General features: G+C 64.5%; 15 protein-coding genes. 3 read left to right on the forward strand and 12 right to left on the reverse strand.

What is annotated here, in order from left to right; all coding sequences use genetic code 11:
- Positions 1-22 precede the first annotated feature (22 nt).
- From ACE10W_RS30130 to ACE10W_RS30145, 4 genes are all read right to left on the reverse strand, one after another.
- On the reverse strand, positions 23-1,492 hold the full coding sequence (locus tag ACE10W_RS30130) for a YncE family protein (RefSeq protein ID WP_271551286.1): 1,470 nt from the start codon (positions 1,490-1,492) through the stop codon (positions 23-25).
- A 9-nt stretch (positions 1,493-1,501) separates the two neighbouring features.
- Positions 1,502-1,963 (reverse strand): DUF305 domain-containing protein, encoded by a 462-nt coding sequence (locus ACE10W_RS30135; RefSeq protein ID WP_049832629.1) that lies wholly within the window; start codon positions 1,961-1,963, stop codon positions 1,502-1,504.
- Between the two features lie 176 nt (positions 1,964-2,139).
- Complete coding sequence (locus ACE10W_RS30140) at positions 2,140-2,928, reverse strand: ABC transporter permease (RefSeq protein WP_011089227.1); 789 nt, start codon at positions 2,926-2,928, stop codon at positions 2,140-2,142.
- The gene (locus tag ACE10W_RS30145) at positions 2,928-3,746 is read right to left on the reverse strand and encodes an ABC transporter ATP-binding protein (RefSeq protein ID WP_375762258.1); all 819 of its coding nucleotides are present in this window, start codon (positions 3,744-3,746) and stop codon (positions 2,928-2,930) included. Before ACE10W_RS30145 ends, ACE10W_RS30140 begins: the two co-directional genes overlap by 1 nt.
- A 144-nt stretch (positions 3,747-3,890) precedes the next feature.
- Here ACE10W_RS30145 and ACE10W_RS30150 point away from each other — a divergent pair, with 144 nt between their 5' ends.
- Both ACE10W_RS30150 and ACE10W_RS30155 read left to right on the forward strand, forming a co-directional pair.
- Positions 3,891-4,673 carry an ABC transporter ATP-binding protein gene (locus ACE10W_RS30150; protein ID WP_060912661.1) on the forward strand — a complete coding sequence of 261 codons (783 nt, stop codon included), beginning with the start codon at positions 3,891-3,893 and terminating at the stop codon, positions 4,671-4,673.
- The gene (locus ACE10W_RS30155) at positions 4,670-6,229 is read left to right on the forward strand and encodes a glycine betaine ABC transporter substrate-binding protein (protein ID WP_060908551.1); all 1,560 of its coding nucleotides are present in this window, start codon (positions 4,670-4,672) and stop codon (positions 6,227-6,229) included. Before ACE10W_RS30150 ends, ACE10W_RS30155 begins: the two co-directional genes overlap by 4 nt.
- Before the next feature lie 191 nt (positions 6,230-6,420).
- On the opposite strand, the gene ACE10W_RS30160 is transcribed toward ACE10W_RS30155, so the two are convergent.
- Complete coding sequence (locus ACE10W_RS30160; protein WP_060908552.1) at positions 6,421-8,133, reverse strand: sulfatase-like hydrolase/transferase; 1,713 nt, start codon at positions 8,131-8,133, stop codon at positions 6,421-6,423.
- A gap of 180 nt (positions 8,134-8,313) precedes the next feature.
- Entirely contained in the window at positions 8,314-8,967 is a 654-nt protein-coding gene (locus tag ACE10W_RS30165; protein ID WP_375762259.1) for a TetR/AcrR family transcriptional regulator, read from the reverse strand.
- 106 nt (positions 8,968-9,073) lie between these two features.
- Here ACE10W_RS30165 and ACE10W_RS30170 point away from each other — a divergent pair, with 106 nt between their 5' ends.
- Positions 9,074-9,694: a hypothetical protein gene (locus ACE10W_RS30170; protein ID WP_162603834.1), complete on the forward strand. Its 621-nt coding sequence runs from the start codon at positions 9,074-9,076 to the stop codon at positions 9,692-9,694.
- Positions 9,695-9,703: 9 nt separating this feature from the next.
- On the opposite strand, the gene ACE10W_RS30175 is transcribed toward ACE10W_RS30170, so the two are convergent.
- From ACE10W_RS30175 to ACE10W_RS30200, 6 genes are all read right to left on the reverse strand, one after another.
- Positions 9,704-10,555 carry an SDR family oxidoreductase gene (locus ACE10W_RS30175; RefSeq protein WP_162603835.1) on the reverse strand — a complete coding sequence of 284 codons (852 nt, stop codon included), beginning with the start codon at positions 10,553-10,555 and terminating at the stop codon, positions 9,704-9,706.
- 266 nt (positions 10,556-10,821) lie between these two features.
- Positions 10,822-11,922, reverse strand: a complete 1,101-nt coding sequence (locus tag ACE10W_RS30180) for a DUF2336 domain-containing protein (RefSeq protein ID WP_375762260.1) — start codon at positions 11,920-11,922, stop codon at positions 10,822-10,824.
- Positions 11,923-11,973: 51 nt separating this feature from the next.
- Positions 11,974-15,357, reverse strand: a complete 3,384-nt coding sequence (locus ACE10W_RS30185; RefSeq protein WP_375762261.1) for a PAS-domain containing protein — start codon at positions 15,355-15,357, stop codon at positions 11,974-11,976.
- Between the two features lie 355 nt (positions 15,358-15,712).
- A complete protein-coding gene (gene ilvC, locus ACE10W_RS30190; RefSeq protein ID WP_011089237.1) occupies positions 15,713-16,732 on the reverse strand; it encodes a ketol-acid reductoisomerase in 1,020 nt (339 codons plus the stop codon).
- 133 nt (positions 16,733-16,865) lie between these two features.
- Positions 16,866-17,468, reverse strand: a complete 603-nt coding sequence (locus ACE10W_RS30195) for a LysE family translocator (protein WP_028176170.1) — start codon at positions 17,466-17,468, stop codon at positions 16,866-16,868.
- 7 nt (positions 17,469-17,475) lie between these two features.
- Positions 17,476-18,351, reverse strand: coding sequence for an EamA family transporter (locus ACE10W_RS30200; protein WP_375762262.1), 876 nt, complete (start codon positions 18,349-18,351; stop codon positions 17,476-17,478).
- Position 18,352 lies beyond the last annotated feature (1 nt).

The following is an 18,352-nucleotide window of genomic DNA, read 5'->3' on the forward strand; positions in this document are numbered from 1 at the left end:
TCCATTGCCGCTCGGCCGGACGTCATTGCGCCTCGATCTGGACCGCCTCGCCGGGCATGGCCACGTCGCCGGACGCAATCACCAGATACCGTCTTGCAGCTGCCGCAGACTGATCGACAATCTGCCGGATCGGACCGGCCGCGTTGACGATAGCTGATCCGGCCGGATTGGTCATGAACGCCGCCAACGGCTGCAACGTACCACTTCCATCGCCATGCTCCGCCAGCGCCAGCACATATTTCTGCCTGGGCTCAAGTCCCGTCACCGAAGCCTGCAAGATCTGGATCAGGCCCTGATCGAACAGCGAGACGCTGGTTGGCGCCTTTCCGTCCTTCGAACCGTCCCTGGATGCAAGCGCGAGATGAGCGACCTGGCCGGCAACGCCGAGGGCCTGCAGGTTCTGGCGGTCATCAGGATTGGGAGCCGCACCTGGAACGTAGGCAATGGCCTGCGGCGCCTGGCCGATCGGGACATTCGCCACCACGCTGTTGGTTGCGGTGTCGATCGCCGCGAGCGCGTCGGCGTTCTCAAGCCCGACATAGATGCGCGTGCCGTCACCGGACGGCCAGACGCCGTGCGGCAGATTGCCGACCGGGATCGTCGCGACTTGCGAGAAGTCGTCGGTGCGGAACACCTTCACCTGGTTCAGGCCACCAATAGTGACGTAGGCAAATGTCCCCCTGGCAGTGTGCGCGAAATTGACGTGGTTGGTGATCGGACCGGTATCGATCGTCCTGATCGGGTTGAACGGCGGCCTGGCGTTGAACACCTGCGTCCTGCCCGTATCCTTCAGCGTGAACCACACCTGGTTTCCATCCGGCGTCACCGCGATGTTCGGGCAGAACGGGCTCTCCTGCTTCACCCTGGCGATGATCTTGTGCTCGGCGACCGCGACGACGTCGGTCTCGGGATTGAAGGACGAGCAGATGTAGGCGTATTTGCCGTCCGGTGAAAACATCTGCATGCCCGGCCCGCTGGGGGTGGTGATGCGGCGTTTTTCCTCAAAGCTCTGCGGGTCGATCACGGAGATGTAGTTTTCGCCGCGAACGGTGACCCACACCTCCTTGCCGTCCGGCGTGAAGAACGCCTCGTGCGGCGACCGCCCGATATAGGTCGTGTGCTTGACCGCATTGGTCGCGGTGTCGATGAAGGTGACCGAGTTTGAGCCGATCGACACCACGGCAAGCGTCTTGTGATCGGGCGAAAAGCCCATGCCATGCACGAGAACCTGGCCCTTGTAGAGCGGGCTGAAATTGCCGGGCTGCGGGTCGCCGAGCCGGATCACCCCAAGCAGCTTGTTGTCGACCGGGTCGGTCACCGAGACCGTGTTCGAGAACTGCTCCGCGGCATAGACGCGGTCGTGATGGCTGATCGGAATATCGGGTGAGGACAGCGCACCAGGCGCCTGCCCTGCCCATGCGGCTGAACCGGTTGCAAGCATGGTGGCCGCCAGGAAGATGCTCTTCCCGATGCTGCTTCTCGACGTCTTCATGTGGCGCTCCTACTTCTTCATTCCGGCGGACATGTCCATCTGCATGCCCGGGTGATGATGGACGCTTGCAACGGGGCCAGACGGCGGCTGGGTCGGGGCGGGCGTCGTATCGGTTGCCGGTTCGCCGATCGCGAGCTTCATGGCCGCGATCTCCTGCATCTGGTCGACGATGATTTCCTGGGCAATGCGCCGCAACTGCTCGTTCTTGCCGTAGCGCAATTCGATGACCGCCATGTCGATCGCACCCTGATGATGCGGATTCATCATCGCGACGAAGTCGCGATCGACGTCGCCCGTCGGCTTGGCAGCCATGTCGTTCATCATCTTGGCCATGGCGGATTCGTTTTCTTCCAGGAACGCACGCTCCTCCGCGCTCAGCGCAGCCGGCGGGTTGGCCGGATGGGCTTCATGCGCGAATACGAGCGGAGGAATTGCGAAGGCGACGAGAATGCGTGCGCCGATGAGTGCCATGCCAAGGCCGGGCCTTGGCCATCGGCATCTGCCTGCGAGCGCCGCAACGAGGCGATGAAACTGTGACCGGTGCATCCTGAACTCCCATGCAGGTGGTTGCATGGGGGTATGACGCGTGGGCGCGCGTTCTATTCCGGCCGGTCAATCACATAAATGTCAGCAGGACAACGCGGCGGCTAGCCACGTCCATCCAACGCTGTTGGCCGCCACACCAGCAAGCGCCGCTCCACCAGCGTGACCCCGAAGTCGATCAGGATGACGAAGGCCGACAGCACGAACATGCCGGCGAACACGCCGGCGACGTCGAACACGCCTTCGGCCTGCTGGATTAGATAGCCGAGGCCGGCCGCCGATCCCAAATACTCGCCGACGACGGCGCCGACCACGGCGAAGCCGACCGAGGTGTGCAGCGAGGAGAACATCCAGGACAGCGCCGACGGCCAATAGACGTGCTGCATCAGCTGCCGCTCGCTCATGCCGAGCATGCGGCCATTGTCGAGCACGGTGCGACTGACCTCCTTGACGCCCTGATAGACGTTGAAGAACACGATGAAGAACACCAGCGTCACGCCGAGCGCGACCTTGGACCAAATGCCGAGGCCGAGCCACAGCGCGAAGATCGGCGCCAGCACCACGCGCGGCAGGGCGTTGACCATTTTCACGTAAGGGTCGAACACCGCGGCGACCAGCGGCTGGCGCGCGAACCAGAAGCCGATCAGCACACCGCCGAGCGATCCGATCACGAAGGCAAGGATCGATTCCGCGAGCGTGATGCCGAGGTGCTTCCAGATCACGCCGGAGGCAAACCACTTCACGATCTGACTGAACACGTCGAACGGGTTGGAGAAGAAGAACGGCGGCAGCACGATCTTGCCGAACACGGGGACGGTCGACAGCACCTGCCACAGCACAATGCAGACGACTGCGACCAGGACTTGCAGCGCAAGCAGCGTCGGGCGCGACATCAGACCGCCTCCGCCGCTTGGGTGGATTGCGCGTAGCCCTTCATCACCTCGTCCTTGAGCACGCTCCAGATCTCGCGGTGGAGCGCATGGAATTCCTTGTCCAGGCGCACCTCGAAGATGTCGCGCGGGCGCGGCAAGCCGACGCGCCAGTCGCCGATGATGCGCGAGGACGGCCCCGCCGACATGATCACGACGCGGTCGGCGAGCGCGATCGCCTCTTCGAGATCATGGGTCACGAACAGCACCGCCTTGCGGTCGGCGTTCCAGAGATCGAGCAGCAGATTGCCCATCACCTGGCGGGTCTGTGCATCGAGCGGCCCGAACGGCTCGTCCATCAGCAGGATCTTGGGATCGCGGATCAGAACCTGCGCCAGCGCCACGCGCTTGCGCTGGCCGCCCGAGAGCATGTGGGGATAGCGGCCCGCGAAGGCGCCGAGGCCTACGGACGTCAGCCATTTCTGCGCCCGCGGCAGCGCCTCGGCGCGCGGCGTGCCCTTGATCTCGAGCCCGATAGCGACGTTGTCGAGCGCGGTCTTCCAGGGGAACAGCGCATCGGCCTGGAACAGATAGCCGGCATCCCGGTTCAGCCCCGCGAGCGGCCGGTCGAAGATCTTGACGCTTCCGGCCGCCGGCTTCAGCAGCCCGGCCGCGACGTTGAGCAGCGTCGATTTCCCGCAGCCGGTCGGGCCGACGATGGCGACGAACTCGCCCTGCGCGACCGAAAGATGCGCCTTCTCCACCGCCGTATAGACCCGTCCGTCCCCCAGCCGGAACGCAACCTTGGCATCTCCCAGCGCCACCGCCGTAGGCGTTGTCATGTGCTCCCTCCGAATTTGGTCCGATGCCTTAACCGCTCGCGCGGCCAAGTTCAATCAATCCGCCAAGCGTGCTACGCATGGGCTTCGTCGCCTCCTTCACCCTCCCCTGGAGGGGGAGGGTAAGGAAGAGTGAGCCCCGTCCTGATGCTTTCCAAGCCCGCCATCAGCTATTCCCATGTCACCAAGAGCTTCGGCTCCCTCAAGGCCGTGGACAACGTGTCGCTGGACATCGCCGAGGGCGAGTTCGTGGCCATCGTCGGCGGCTCGGGCTCGGGCAAGACCACGCTGCTGCGGCTTGCCAACCGGCTGATCGAGGCGGATCTCGGCACCATCACGGTCGAGGCCGAGGACGTGCAAAACATCGATCCGGTCGCGCTGCGGCGCCGGATCGGCTACGTCTTCCAGAGCGGCGGGCTGTTCCCGCACTTGAGCGTCGCCGACAATATCGGGATCACGCCGAAACTGCTGGGCGCACCGGCAGCGGATATCGCAGCGCGGGTCGACGAATTGCTGGAGCTCGTGCAGCTCGACCGTGCCGCGCATCGTGACCGGCTGCCCGAGGCGCTCTCGGGCGGCCAGCGCCAGCGCGTCGGCGTGGCGCGGGCGCTCGCGGCAAAGCCCCGCATCGTGCTGATGGACGAGCCGTTCGGCGCGCTCGATCCCCTCACCCGCGACGCGCTCGGCGACGACTATCGCTCGCTGCATCGCAGGCTCGGCCTGACCACGGTCATGATCACGCATGACATGACTGAGGCGATCCTGCTCGCCGACCGCATCGCGGTGATGCGCGGCGGCAAGCTGCTCGCGCAGGGCACACCCGCGGAGCTCTCCACGAGCACCGACGCCTATGTGCTGGAGCTGCTGCGCACGCCGCGGCGCCAGGTCGAGCGGCTGAACGCGCTGCTGCCGCAGAGCGGTGCGGCATGAGCCTCTTCACCGATCCACGCTGGGGCGAGGCGCTGTCGCACCTGCCCGACTATCTCGGCAACCATGTGCGGGTGAGCCTGGCCGCGCTGGCGCTCGGCCTCGCCATCAGCCTGCCGCTGGCGATCCTGACACGCAACCGCCCGGCGCCGCGCGGCATCCTGCTCGCGCTCGCCAGCATCGTGCAGACCGTGCCGGGACTGGCGCTGCTCGCGCTGTTCTATCCGTTGTTGCTGGCGGCGGCGTCCCTGACGCTCGCCTGGTTCGGAATCTCCTTCTCGGCGTTCGGCTTCCTGCCGGCGATGCTGGCGCTGGCGCTGTATTCGATGCTGCCGGTGCTGCGCAACGGCATCACCGGGCTGAACGGCATCGACCCGGCGCTGATCGAAGCCGCTGAGGGCGTCGGCATGACCGCGCGGCAGTCGCTCGTCCTGGTCGAGCTGCCGCTGGCGCTGCCGGTGATGATGGCGGGCATCCGCACCGCCGCGGTCTGGGTGATCGGCACCGCGACGCTCTCGACCCCGATCGGGCAGACCAGCCTCGGCAACTACATCTTTGCCGGGCTCCAGACCCAGAACTGGGTATTCGTGCTGTTCGGCTGCCTTGCCTCCGCCCTGCTGGCGCTCGCCGTCGATCAGTTGCTCGGCCTGATCGAGAGCGGCCTGCGCCGCCGCAGCCGCCTGCGCACCGGGTTCGGCGCGGTCGGGATCGCGGCACTGGTCGCCGCAACGCTGGTGCCGACGATGGGCCGCTCGTCGCAGGGCTATGTCGTCGGGGCCAAGACGTTTGCCGAGCAATATGTGCTGTCCGCGTTGATGAGGGACCGCCTCCAGGCGGCGGACCTGCCGGCCACCGCGCGGTCCGGCCTTGGCTCCAGCGTGATCTTCGAGGCGCTGAAGGCCGGCGACATCGACCTCTATGTCGATTATTCCGGCACGCTCTGGGCCAACCAGCTGCATCGCACCGACATCAAGCCGCGCGCCGAACTGCTCGCGGAGCTGAAGACAGCCCTCACGAAAGAGAACATCACCCTGCTCGGCGAGCTCGGCTTCGAGAATGCCTATGCGCTGGTGATCCCGAAAAAGCGCGCCGGGGCGCTTGGCATCCGCACCATCGCCGATCTCGCCGCGCACGCATCGGCGCTGTCGATCGCCGGCGACTACGAGTTCTTCTCGCGCCCCGAATGGGCGGCGCTGCAAAAGGCCTACGGCCTTCAATTCCGCGCCCAGCGCCAGATGCAGCCGGATTTCATGTATGCGGCGGTCGCCAGCGGCGAGGTCGACGTCATCGCCGGCTACACCAGCGACGGGCTGATCGCGAAGTACGACCTCGTTGTGCTCGACGATCCCAGGCACGCGATCCCGCCCTACGATGCGATCCTGCTGCTCGCACCCAAGCGCGCCGGCGACGAGCGATTGCAGGCCGCGCTCAGACCGCTGCTCGGCAAGATCGACATCGCCACCATGCGCGAGGCCAATTTGCGCGCCAGCGGCAACGACGCGAATTCGTCGCCGGATGCGGTGGCGAAATGGCTGTGGGGGAAGGTGGGCGGGCGGTAGGCCTGCGCTATTTATTCGGTGTCGTCCTGGCGAAGGCCAGGACCCATTCCCCAAGGCTTGGTTATGTGGACGGTACTAGCAGCTCGCTCGATTTGATAGATCACGCGGTATGGGTCCTGGCCTTCGCCAGGACGACATTGGAGAGACATGGACGCTCCAAGAAACGCCCCCTCGCAAAACGCGTCAGAGCGCTACAGCCCCCGGATCATCCCCGCATTGATCAGCAGCCGGTTGAGCCGCCGCGCCTCGGCGCCGTCCTTGCAGCCGTAGAAGATGCCCTTGCAGCGGAGCATGATGTCCTTTTGCACGGCGAAGGACGGGTCGAGCGGGATGCCGGCCGCTTCCTGGATCACCAGCGGCAGATAGGGCCCGTCGATCGTGTCCATCACGGCTTCGCTCTTCACTGGCTCGAAATTGACGGCGTCGATTGCGTAGTAGGTCGCGTAGAGACGCGGATCGTAGGCGTCGAGCTTCTTGCCGATGGCGCCTTCGTCGAGCCCGGGCTCGAGGATGTTCGGCGCAAACTCGGGCTGATGGTCGCCATAGCGCACGATCAGGAAGGGCTCGCCGGGAAACGTCTTCTTCAGCCCGGCGACGAAAGCCTTGTACTGCTCGGCGCTCATCGCCTGCCGGCGCAGATATTCGTCGATGGACGCCACATTGCCCGGCGCGCGCCAGTTCGGCAGCAAATCGGGACGGAAGCGCGTCTCCCAGGGGAAATGATTGGCGCCGAGATAGATGAAGGTGAACAGCGGCTTGTTCGGCGTCCGCTCACCCATCAACCGGAGCGCCTTGTCGTAGAAGAACGAGTCCGGCTCGACGTCCTTGGCGCCGAGGTCCTTGGAATCGAGGAAGCGTTCGACGCCGGTCGTCATCTGGAAGCTGCGTGCGCCCATGAAACCGCCATAGGCGGGATAGAGCGACAGGGTGTCGTAGCCGCAGCGGCGCAGCGCCAGCGGCAGGCCGCGCTCGACGCGGCCGGTTGCGATACGCGTCACGAAATACGCGAAGCGGCCGAACGAGCGCGAGGAGAGGCCGGCGAGCACGTTGTATTCGGTGAACCAGCTCGGCCCGCCATTGCTCTCGGCCAGAAAAGTGCGCTGTTTGCCGTCCCATGACTTGAAGTGGCTGCCATAGCCCTGCGGCACCTTGATGCCCTGGGCGGCGCGGATGTCGAAGCTCGATTCATCATGGATCATGATGATGTTCGGCCGGCGGCCCGTGGGATGGCAGGCGTCCACCAGCGGCATGTTGAGCCGCTCGTTGGTCGAGGCGGCCGATTCCATGAAGCCGTACTGCGCGAAGTCGGACACCGCGCTGACGCCGGAGCGGAAGAACTTCGAGAGATAGCCGTCGTCGTAATAGCCCCGCCAGGCCTCGTCCGGATGATAGAGCGAATAGCCGACCAGCGCGGCAAGACAGGCGAGCTTGCAGGCGAGCGCCGGCAGGCGGCGGATGCGGAACGGATCGAGCCACCACAGCGCATACATAAGCGGCAACGTGACGAGACCGGCCAGGATCACCGACCAGCGCAAATTCGGGAAGATAGTGAACAGGAACGCGACGGTGTCGCGGTCGATCATCATCAGGTCGATGAAGTTGACCGTCATCTGCACGACGTCGTGCTTGAGCCGCGACAGCAGCACCAGCACGACGACCAAGGTCAGCGACAGCGCGCCCGACAGCGCCGGCCGGCGCAGCAGCGTGATCCAGAAGAAATTGAGGATGCCCCAGGCGAGCACGAAGGAGAGGCGCGAGCCGAAATCGGTCTCGGTCTCGTACATCAGCGCGAGCGCCGCCAGATGCGGCGCGGCGACCGCGAGCAGCCGCCAGATGCCGAGCGCGGCAACGCTCGCGAGCACGGCAGTCGTGGCAGAAGGACCTGGATTGGGCGCGGACGCCATCGACGACACGCAACAGCTGGTCCGGCACGATGATCCTAGCCGTCTGGCCGGCCCGAAGGCGACTAGGGCGTCCGGCGCAGCCGGAAGCCTGCACCGTGTCATAAAACTGTAACGGAACAGTCAAGGACAGGCAACGCGCGCCGCGATCCGACCTTCGCTTATTCCTGGCGGCGGGCGACGCTAGCGCCTGGCAATCCCGGCGATGAACAGGTCGATGACCCCTTCCGCCATCCGCTCGACCTCCCCCTCCTCCACGCCCCAGCGCGGAAAGTGGCCATCGAGATTCATCCGGGCAAAACCGTAGACCAGGGCGCGACCGGCGATCTGGATGCGCTTGAGGTCGGCCGACGGCAGCAGGCCCTGCTCCGCCGCCTCGGCCAGCATCTGCTCCGTCAGGGCGATTAGCTCGGCATTGTCGCGCGTCAGCTCCGCGGAGCTGCCATGGGCGAAATAGCGCCCCGTGGAGATGATCTCGAAATGTGCGGGATTGCGCATCGCCCAGCGCAGATAGGCAAGGCCGAAGGCGCGGAAGCGGCCGAGCGGATCGGCGGCCGGAGCCTCGCCCAGCGCCTTCTCGATCTCCGCACGAAAGTGCCGCTGCGCCTCCCCGGCCACCGCCGCCATCAGCGCGTCGCGGTTGGGGAAGTGCCGGAACGGCGCGCCCGGCGATACCGCGGCCCGGCGCGCGGCCTCGCGCACGGAGACCTCGGCGCCTTCGGCCGCCAGTTGCAGCGCAGCATCGATCAGCACGCGGCGAAGGTCGCCGTGGTGGTACGGCCGGGCCTGGGATGTTTGGCGGCGCGCGCGCGGCCTGGAGGTCTGATGGGCGGGCATCCGGCCTTCTAGCATCACCCGAACGTGAATGTAAGCAGCGATTACACCATTGACGGATATGCCGGGCATAAATGTAATCGATGATTACATAAGGGAGGAGACCACCATGTCACAACGTCAAAGCTGGCTCGAAGGCTGGAGGCTGCTGGCCGCCCTCACCCTCAGCCTGATCGTCCTCAGCCTGTGGATCGCCTCGATGCGGCAATTCGAGGTCGAGGGCGTGCGGATGGTGATCCGCTTCACGGCGCGCAGCTCGCTCATGCTATTCTGTCTCGCCTTCGGCGCCGCGGCTCTCGCCCGGCTCTGGCCCAATACCTGGACGCGCTGGCAGCGCCGCAACCGCCGCTATCTGGGCTTGAGCTTCGCCGCCTCCCACGCGATCCACGCGGTTGCGATCGTCGCGTTCGCCAATATGGATCCGGCCGACTTTGCGGAGGCGACCTCGGCCGCCTCCTACATCTTCGGCGGCATCGGCTATGCCTTCATCATCGCGATGAGCGCGACCTCGTTCGACCGCACCGCCGCGCTGCTCGGGCCGCGCGCCTGGCGCGCGCTGCACCTCACAGGGGGCTATTACCTCTGGCTCCAGTTCATGGTGTCGTTCGGCAAGCGCGTGCCGGCGATGCCGCTCTATGCCGCTTTCCTCCTTCCGCTGCTCGCCGTGATTGCGCTGCGGCTGATCGCGATGGCCGCCCATCCGCGCGGACGGACCGTCGCGGCGCGCTGAAGCGGGGCGTCACCCCTGCGGCAACAGCCCAAGCTGCTTGGCGATGATCCGATCGAGCGTCCGTTTCGGCAGCACGGCCCCGATCAGATGCCGCATCGGGTTGGGCGTGATCTGGTAGCGCACCTTGGGGCTTGCCGCGGTCAGCGCCTCGAACACGATCTCGGCGATGCGCTCGGCGGGCAGGCCCTTCGCGCCGAGCGCCATCATGAACGCCATGACCTTGTTGAGCGCCGGCAGATAGGGCGAGTTCTGGTAGACGGAGAGATCGATCTCTTCAGCCTTGCTCCAGATCGGCGTCTTCACCGCGCCGGGGGCGACGATGATGACGTCGATGCCGAACAGCATCAGCTCGCGGCGCAGGCTTTCCGACAGTCCCTCGATCGCGTGCTTGGAGGTGCAGTAGGGCGCCGACAGCGGATTGCCGTTCTTGCCTGCGACCGAGCTGATCATCACGATCCGCCCCTTCGGCCCCTTCAGCGACGGGTCCGCGCCGAGCAGCGGCCCGAAAGCCTGCGTCGCGATCACAGGGCCGATGACGTTGATGTCCATCTGGCGGCGGAAATCATCGACCGACAATTCGAGCACGGGACCGGCCACCGCGACACCGGCATTGTTGACGAGGCCGGCCAGCGTCTCGCCGCCCAGCGCCTCGCGGACGTTTCGCGCAGCAGCGAGGACTGCCGCCTCGTCGGTGACGTCGAACAGGAGCGGTGTGAAGTTGGCGCCGAACTCACCCGTGAGCCGGTCGGCGTCGGCCTGCTTGCGGACGCTGCCGAACACGCGATAGCCGCGCCCGACCATGAATTTCGCAATGGCCCAGCCGATGCCGGTGGACGCGCCGGTGACGACGACAGATCGCATGGTCATTCCCCAAAAGTTCCCGCGATCATGCAGGAGGAAGGCACCGGTGCGCAATGCCGCCCAGCTCTCAAGCAGGCGCGGCAGATGTCGGTTCTTAGGATGAAGCGGCGCGCGAACGTCGGGAAATGAGATTGTTTGCGCCTTGAAAAGGCGGATGAAGAGCCGAATCCTTGTCTCTGAAGGCGCCGAGCTTTTGGCGATCGCGAAATTCTGAAAAAATCTGAAAAACGGCGCGAGACCAGGAATGTGGTTTGGGTTCGCGTCCGCTAGTGGACAGGACCCTGGCCGGCCCGCTCGCGGAGCCGGTAGAATTGGAGCGCGGCCTTCGCAGTATTTGGCTTCAACCGGAGGAAGCTTGCAAAGCACTGCTCCAATCGTTCTTTCGCCTCGTGGGGTGAACCGGGCTGAAACGTCAAGATCGCCTTCGTCGTGTCCCAGGACAGACCGATCGCCTTCGCAAGAATGAGAATCTGCTCGGGCTCGGAGCGGACCAGCGCACGCTCGATCGCTCCGATCGGCAGATCGCTCATGAGCGACAGCGCGACGGCGGTCTTGTCGAAGCTCCGCTCGCCGATGAAGTCGAGCACGTGTGCCTCGTCGAGTTGCCCACCCGAATGTAGCGACCTCACCTCGGCCAACGCCCGGGCATGTTCGCTCGAGCCTGCCCGGGCCATCGTATGAAGCTCATCGGAGCTCTCCGCAATTGCACTCCGGATCAGCGCCGCCTGGCGCGGATCGGCCGCCTCCAGCTTGCGCCTCACCATCTCGGACGCATGGACGAACAATTTCAGCAAGCTCGCGCGCGGGATATCGGGGCGAGCCCAGATGCAGATGGCGAGCGCGCCATGGTCCCGGGCCCGGCCGGTGAGCCGGGACATTCCCTGGACCGAGAACCTGGCCCCACCGTTACCGGCTGTCCGCACCGCGACGTCGCTGTTGCCGCGTTCGACCAGGACGTCGGTGACGGGTTCCGTCAACTGGCTGCGGCCGGCGATGGCCAGCAGGTGATCCTGGCTCTTGGTCCGCGCGTTCTCCGCCAACGTCACCTCGTCGAGCCGTGGTGAGTGCTCCAGCACCGGCGCGGCCACCTCGGGCGCATCGTCAAACGCCAGCAAGCGGATCGTCCGCAGTGGCGCGTCAGGCAATCTGGAAAGCCGGCTCCCGAAGGTCGCCCGGGCGGTGCATTCGATATTCTTGAGAAGCGTGCTCATCACCCCGTCGAACAGATCGATCTGCACGTCGCTGAACTTGCCCGAGCCCAACACGAAGAGATCGGCGACTTGACGCAGAAGCTCGGCGCGCTTCGACAGTTCCGGGCTCGCCAGCGCGATCTCGAGTTGATCGATCAGGCCGTTCGCCAAATTCATCTCTTGTGACCCTGGGGTCGAGTTGCCTGTGTTCCGACGGAGGTCATGAGATCACGCGACGTTTTGTGCCGGCAACGGCAAATCGAAACTGATTTCAGAGTTCGGCACAGGTCGCCCGAACAGGTATCCCTCGACGAAGTCCACGCCCGCTGCTTGAAGAGCCTCGAATTGCGCACGGGTCTCGACGCCCTTGGCGACCGTGGCGACATCGAGACCGCGCGCCAATGCGACCGCGGAGGCGACGACCGCGGCGCAATCCCTTCGCGTCGTGCAGTCCTTCACGATCGCGCGGTCGATCTTGAACTTGTCGAATGGGAAGCTCTGGAGGTAGCTCGCCGCGGAATAGCCTACACCGCAATTATCGAGGACGACGCCGACACCGAGGTTTTTCAGTTGCCGGACCGTCAGCAGGTGGGCCGCAAGATTCCCGTCCAGGAGCGCAGCGTCCGGTATTTCGAGTTCGAGCCGCTCGGGCGACAATCCCGACTCGACCAGCGCGCACAGGACGACGTCGAGCACGTTGCTCCTGTGGAACTGGGCGGCGCTCATGTTGACGGCGACCCTGATGTGCGCTGGCCAGGCAGCCGCGTCCAGGCAGGCCTGTCGCAATATCCATTCACCGAGCGGCACCATCAGTCCGGCCTGCTCGGCGACACCGAGGAACAGGAAAGGCGCCAGCACGCCCTTCGAAGGGTGATGCCAGCGCACGAAACATTCCAGGCCCGTCATCGCGCGCGTTCTGGCGTCGATCACCGGCAGGTAGTGCAGCTCGAACTCGTTGCGGGCCATCGCTTCCCGCAGTTCGCCTTCCATCGACTTCTGTGTGTCCGCAGCTTCCGTCATTTCGGGCTGGAAGATGCGGAAATCGTTTCGGCCGGCAGACTTCGTCGCGTAGAGCGCGACATCCGCCTTCTGCAGCAACGTCTCGGCGTCGGCGCCGTGCTCCGGCGCGAAGGCGATGCCGACGCTGGCGCCGACGCTGACGCGATGGCCGTCAAGATCGAAGGGTTGCTCGATCAGGCCGATGATCCTCAGAGCGAGAGCAATCGCGCCCTCGCTCTGATTTTTTTCGTTCTCCTGGATGATCGCGAATTCGTCACCGCCGAGCCGCGCCAGCACATCGGTATCCCGCAACGACGAACTCAGCCGCCGCGCAACCTCGACCAGCAACTGGTCGCCCGCGGCGTGACCGAGCGTATCGTTGACGGCCTTGAACCTGTCGAGATCCAGCATCAGCACGCTGAACGTCGTGCCATGACGCTGCGACCGCTTTGCAGCATCGTCGAGCTTTTCGGAGAACACGGCGCGGTTCGCAAGACCCGTGAGCAGATCGTGCTGCGCCAGATAGGCGATACGCTTCTCGTTTCTCGCCCGATCGGTAATATCCTCGTGGGTCGTGAGCCAGCCGCCATCCTGCATCATGTGGCGCGCGATCGCGACCACCCTGCCGTCGGCAAGTTCCCGGATCTCGCTCAGCTGCTTCACGTTCTGGCTGAGATAGACGTCCGGCGCGACGTCGGCAAAATACGTCCCTTTTTCGCGCCGATATTCGAGAATCTGCGCCAGCGAAGTGCCTGGCCCGATCTGATCGCCGCTCAGATGATAAATTTCGGCATAGCGCGCGTTCGAGACCACGATCCTCTGGTCAGCATCGAACATGCAGAGCCCCTGGGACAGGTTGTTGAGGGCAGCATCGAAGCGCATATTGATCGCCTCCAGCTCCGCTGCCTTCTGGGCCAGCATCTGCTCGCCGCGCTTCTGCTCGGTGACGTCTTCGTGCGTCGCAACCCAGCCGCCATCCGGCAGCGGCTTGCGCTGGATCAGGATCTGGCGGTGGTCTTTCAACGCGTAGTCCTGCTGTCGCTGGGTCGGCATGATCTGGACATGCTGGTCGACCGAAAGCGAGCTGGTTTCACCGCGATCCGCATAGTGCTGCAATATCCGCTGCAGCGGCGTGCCTGGCTGTACCAGTTCGTCCGGCAGATCGTACATCTGCTGGTAACGGTTATTGGAGACGACCAGGTTCTTATCGGCGTCAAACAGGCACAGGCCCTGATTCATGTTGTTGATCGCGACATCGAACCGCGTGTTGATGAGCTTCAGCTCGGCGGCATTTTCGGCCAGCAGGATCTCGTCTCGCCGCCTCTCGGTGATGTCCTGATGAGTCGCGACCCAGCCGCCATCGGCCATGGGCGTTCGCAGGATCGAGATGATCCGGCCATCGGCAAGCGTGAGGATCCGCGGCGCCCGGTGCTTTGCGCCCTCGAGGAATTCCTCCGCGTCCAGTTCGGCTCCCGTCGCCTTGTAGTGGCCGACGATGCTGCTGAGCGGCGTTCCAGGTTCGACCTGCGACTCCGTGAGATCATACATCTCGCGGTAACGGCTGTTGGCGACCAATAGCCTCTCGTCGGCGTCAAACATGCTGAGCCCATGCGGCATGTTGCTCAACGCAGCATCGAACCGGGCACTCGCAGCCGCAAGCGCATTCGTTTGCCGCCGCAGCAGGAATGTGCCGATCAGAATAATGGTGACGATCGCGGCAGCCAGCGGGCCGAAGGTGTAGAGATGCCGGTACAGCGGCTGCAACACGTAACTACGCGAGTAAGTCACCACCAGAACCAGCGGCAGGCCGGACACGGCCTTGTACCCTGCGATGCGCGTGACGCCGTCGACGGGGCTGGTGAGCTCGTATGAGCCCGACTCGGAGACCGGCAGATACTGGGTGAAGAGCGGGCCGCCCGCAACCGACATGCCCAAAACGTTGCTCTGTTCCGGAACGCGCGCCAGGATCCGCCCGACGCGATGGAGCAGGACGACCGAGCCGTCCTGCCCCAGATCTATCTTGCGGTAGATCTTGAGGAGAAAAGATTGATCGAGCGGTGCAGTGACGATGCCCGCAAAGCTCCCGTCCGGGTTGTTCAACCGGCGCGACGCCGCGCTGAACCACTTGTCGCCGCCGGCCGAACGATAGGGTGGCGCAACGAACAATCCGGTGCCGGCGCCATCGCGCTGCGCGATGAAGTGCGACATGTCGGAGATGTTGCTGCGCGGCGGCGCGTGCTCGTAGGAATGCGCAACGACCGCGCCGGACGCATCGGTCCAGCCGACCGCGACGAGAATCGACGAGCTCTTGACCAGTTGACGCAACGCGGCATTGGCCGCACCGGGATCGGCGTATTTTCCGGACAAGGCGCCCTTGCGGATCGCCTGCGCCTCGAGCAGCACTCGATCGATGTCTTCGAACGTCACCGCGGCATGCTCGGCAAGAATGGCCGAGAGATTGAGCGCGTCGGTTTTCGCTGATGCGACCGCTTCTCGATAACGGATGCCCAGATCAACGAGAAACAGAGCGACGACAACGAGCGAAAACAGCAAGCCCAGGATCGTGACGGACGATCCCGGCGATCCGGCCAGCCTTCGCCAAGCGTTCAGCATTGTCCATCTGCAGTACGAGCAATGGCTCACCCTCGCTCGGCCGCGCTAAGATTTGGTTGATCTGCCTATCGCAATTCGATCCCGTAGTCGTACGGAAATCAGGTCAGCAACGGTGCCCTAATACTTGGGGAGCGCTGAAAAACATCCATGCTGCTGCAAAACCGAGGTCGGTTTCGGCCGGAGCTTCGCGCCGCGCGGGGGGAGCGGCGCGCACGATCAGCGAGATCACACCGGCGCGAGGCGGACATCACCTGGCCGCTTCAGACCGGGACTGCTCCATGCAGACCCAGGAAGCTGGTGAATATGGATCGAGTTCCGGGGGCGCGACTTCGTCACGCCCCCGGAATGACGGTGCTTAGTTCTTGCTCTTGTCGACCAGCGCGCCCTTCTTGATCCAGGGCATCATGTCGCGGAGTTTCGCACCGACTTCCTCGATCGGATGCGCGGCGAGCTTGGCGCGGGTCGCCTTGAACGAGGTCTGGTTGACCTTGTTCTCGAGCATCCAGTCGCGGGCGAACTTGCCGCCCTGGATGTCGGCGAGAACGCGCTTCATCTCGGCCTTGGTCTCGGCGGTGACGATGCGCGGACCCGTGACGTACTCGCCATACTCGGCGGTGTTGGAGATCGAGTAGTTCATGTTGGCGATGCCGCCTTCATAGATCAGGTCGACGATCAGCTTCACTTCGTGCAGGCACTCGAAATAGGCCATCTCCGGGGCGTAGCCGGCTTCGACCAGGGTCTCGTAGCCGCCCTTGATCAGCTCGACCAAGCCGCCGCAGAGCACGACCTGCTCGCCGAACAGGTCGGTCTCGCACTCTTCCTTGAAGGTGGTCTCGATGATGCCGGCGCGGCCACCGCCGACCGCAGAGGCGTAGGACAGGCCGAGGTCGTGGGCGTTGCCCGAGACATCCTTGGCGATCGCAATCAGGCAGGGCACGCCGCCGCCGCGCTGATACTCCGAGCGCACGGTGTGGCCGGGGCCCTTCGGCGCGATCATCAGCACGTCGAGGTCGGCGCGCGGGTCGAGCAGGTTGAAGTGGACGTTGAGGCCGTGGGCGAACACGAGGGCGGCGCCCTTCTTCATGTTGTCGTGCAGGTGCTCGCGATAGATATCGCCCTGGAGTTCGTCCGGGGTCAGCATCATAACGAGGTCGGCCCATTTGGCGGCTTCGGCGACATCCATCACCTTGAAGCCGGCAGCTTCCGCCTTCTTAACCGAGCTCGAGTCCTTGCGCAGCGCAATGGCGACTTCCTTGACGCCGGAATCCTTCAGGTTGAGCGCATGGGCGTGGCCCTGGCTGCCGTAGCCGACGATGGCGACCTTCTTGCCCTTGATCAGGTTCAGGTCGGCGTCGCGATCGTAATAAACACGCATAGGTCGTTTCCTCGTTCAGGGCCGAAATCGGCCGATGGTCAGTGTCCGAAGGGTGAAATTTGCGGATTTCGGGGGCTGTCTAGAGCATTTTCAGCCCTGAGGGAAACCCGTTTCTGCATGGAAATCCGCGACATCATGCATCCATGAAAACGGGGTAGAGGGAGGCCAGCAGCAGGATCGCCATCAGGATATTGAAGGCGCGGACCAGCCGCTCGGAGGTCAGGATCGGCCGCAATGCAGTGCCGAACAGCGCCCAGACCACGGTCGAGACCGTGCCGACGAGCAGGCTGATCAGGGTCTGGATCACGATGTTGATGGGAAACCGGGCAATCGCCGCATAGGCGGTGATGGTGCCGATCACGATCACCCAGCCCTTGGCGTTGATCCATTGGAACATGGCCGCGCCCCAGAAGGTCATCGGGCCGCGGCCATCTTCCTCGCCCGGCTTGGTCGGGCCGGACATGGCGATCACGGCGGCAAGATAGATCAGGTAGACCGCCCCGGCATATTTCAGAATGGTCTGGAGGATCGGATAGGCCAGGAACACGGTGCCGAGCCCGACGCCGACGGTGGCGACCATGAAGGCAAAGCCGATGACGATGCCGACGATGTGCGGGATGGTGCGGCGGAAGCCATAGGTCAGGCCCGACGCCAGCAGCATGATGTTATTCGGCCCGGGGGTGAAGTACATCACCACCATGAAGGCGAGGAAGGCATAGAAGAGCGAGTAGGCCATATTCACCTCACGCCGTCTTCGGCAGGATTTGCGGACGCCTCGCCAGCACCATCACGGCGATACCGCCGATCACGGTCAGCATGCCGGCGAGGCGCAGCGGGCCGAACCGTTCGCCGAACACGATGCTGGAGGCGGCGGAGCCGACGAACGGCACCAGCAGCGCGAATGGCACCACCTGGGCCGCGGGATAGTCGCGCAAGAGGCGGCCCCACAGCCAATAGGCGATGCTGGTGGAAATGCCGCCGAGCATCAGCATGCAGAGCGCCGATGTCAGGGACATGTGCATCAGCGACGTCCAGGTCGACGCCGGCCCGTTGGCGATCAGCGCTAGCACGAACAGCGGCACGGCCGAGGCGACGCACAGCCAGGCGAAGAGATCGAACATCGGCACGCCACGAGCACCGCGCAGCAGCAGATTGCCGATGGCAAAGCTGATCGGCGAGATCATCAGCACCGCAAAGGCGGCAACGCTGAAATCGTAGCCGACGGTGCCGCAGATCATCAGCAGGCCCGCTGCGGCGATGACGATGCCGAGCGTCTGCACTTGTGTCGGCCGCTCGCCGAAGGCGATCGCGGCGAAGCCGATCGTGAACAGCGCCTGGCTCTGCACGACGACACTGGTCAGCCCCACCGGCACGCCATGGGCGATGCCATAGGCCTGGCTCAGGAACTGGCCGAGAAACAGCGTGAAGCTGATCGCGATCAGCAGCGACCATGCGACCTTCGGCTTGGGAATGAACAGGCACGGCACCGCAGCAATAGTGAAGCGCATCGCCGTCATCAGTTCCGGCGAAAACTCGTCGAGCGCGATCCGGCTCGCCACGAAGGCAAGCCCCCAGATGATCGCCACCAGGAGGGCGATGAGGATGTCGGCCGGCTTCATT

It is taken from the genome of Bradyrhizobium sp. B025 (genome assembly GCF_042257955.1).
In the GTDB taxonomy this organism is placed as follows: Bacteria; Pseudomonadota; Alphaproteobacteria; order Rhizobiales; family Xanthobacteraceae; genus Bradyrhizobium; species Bradyrhizobium diazoefficiens.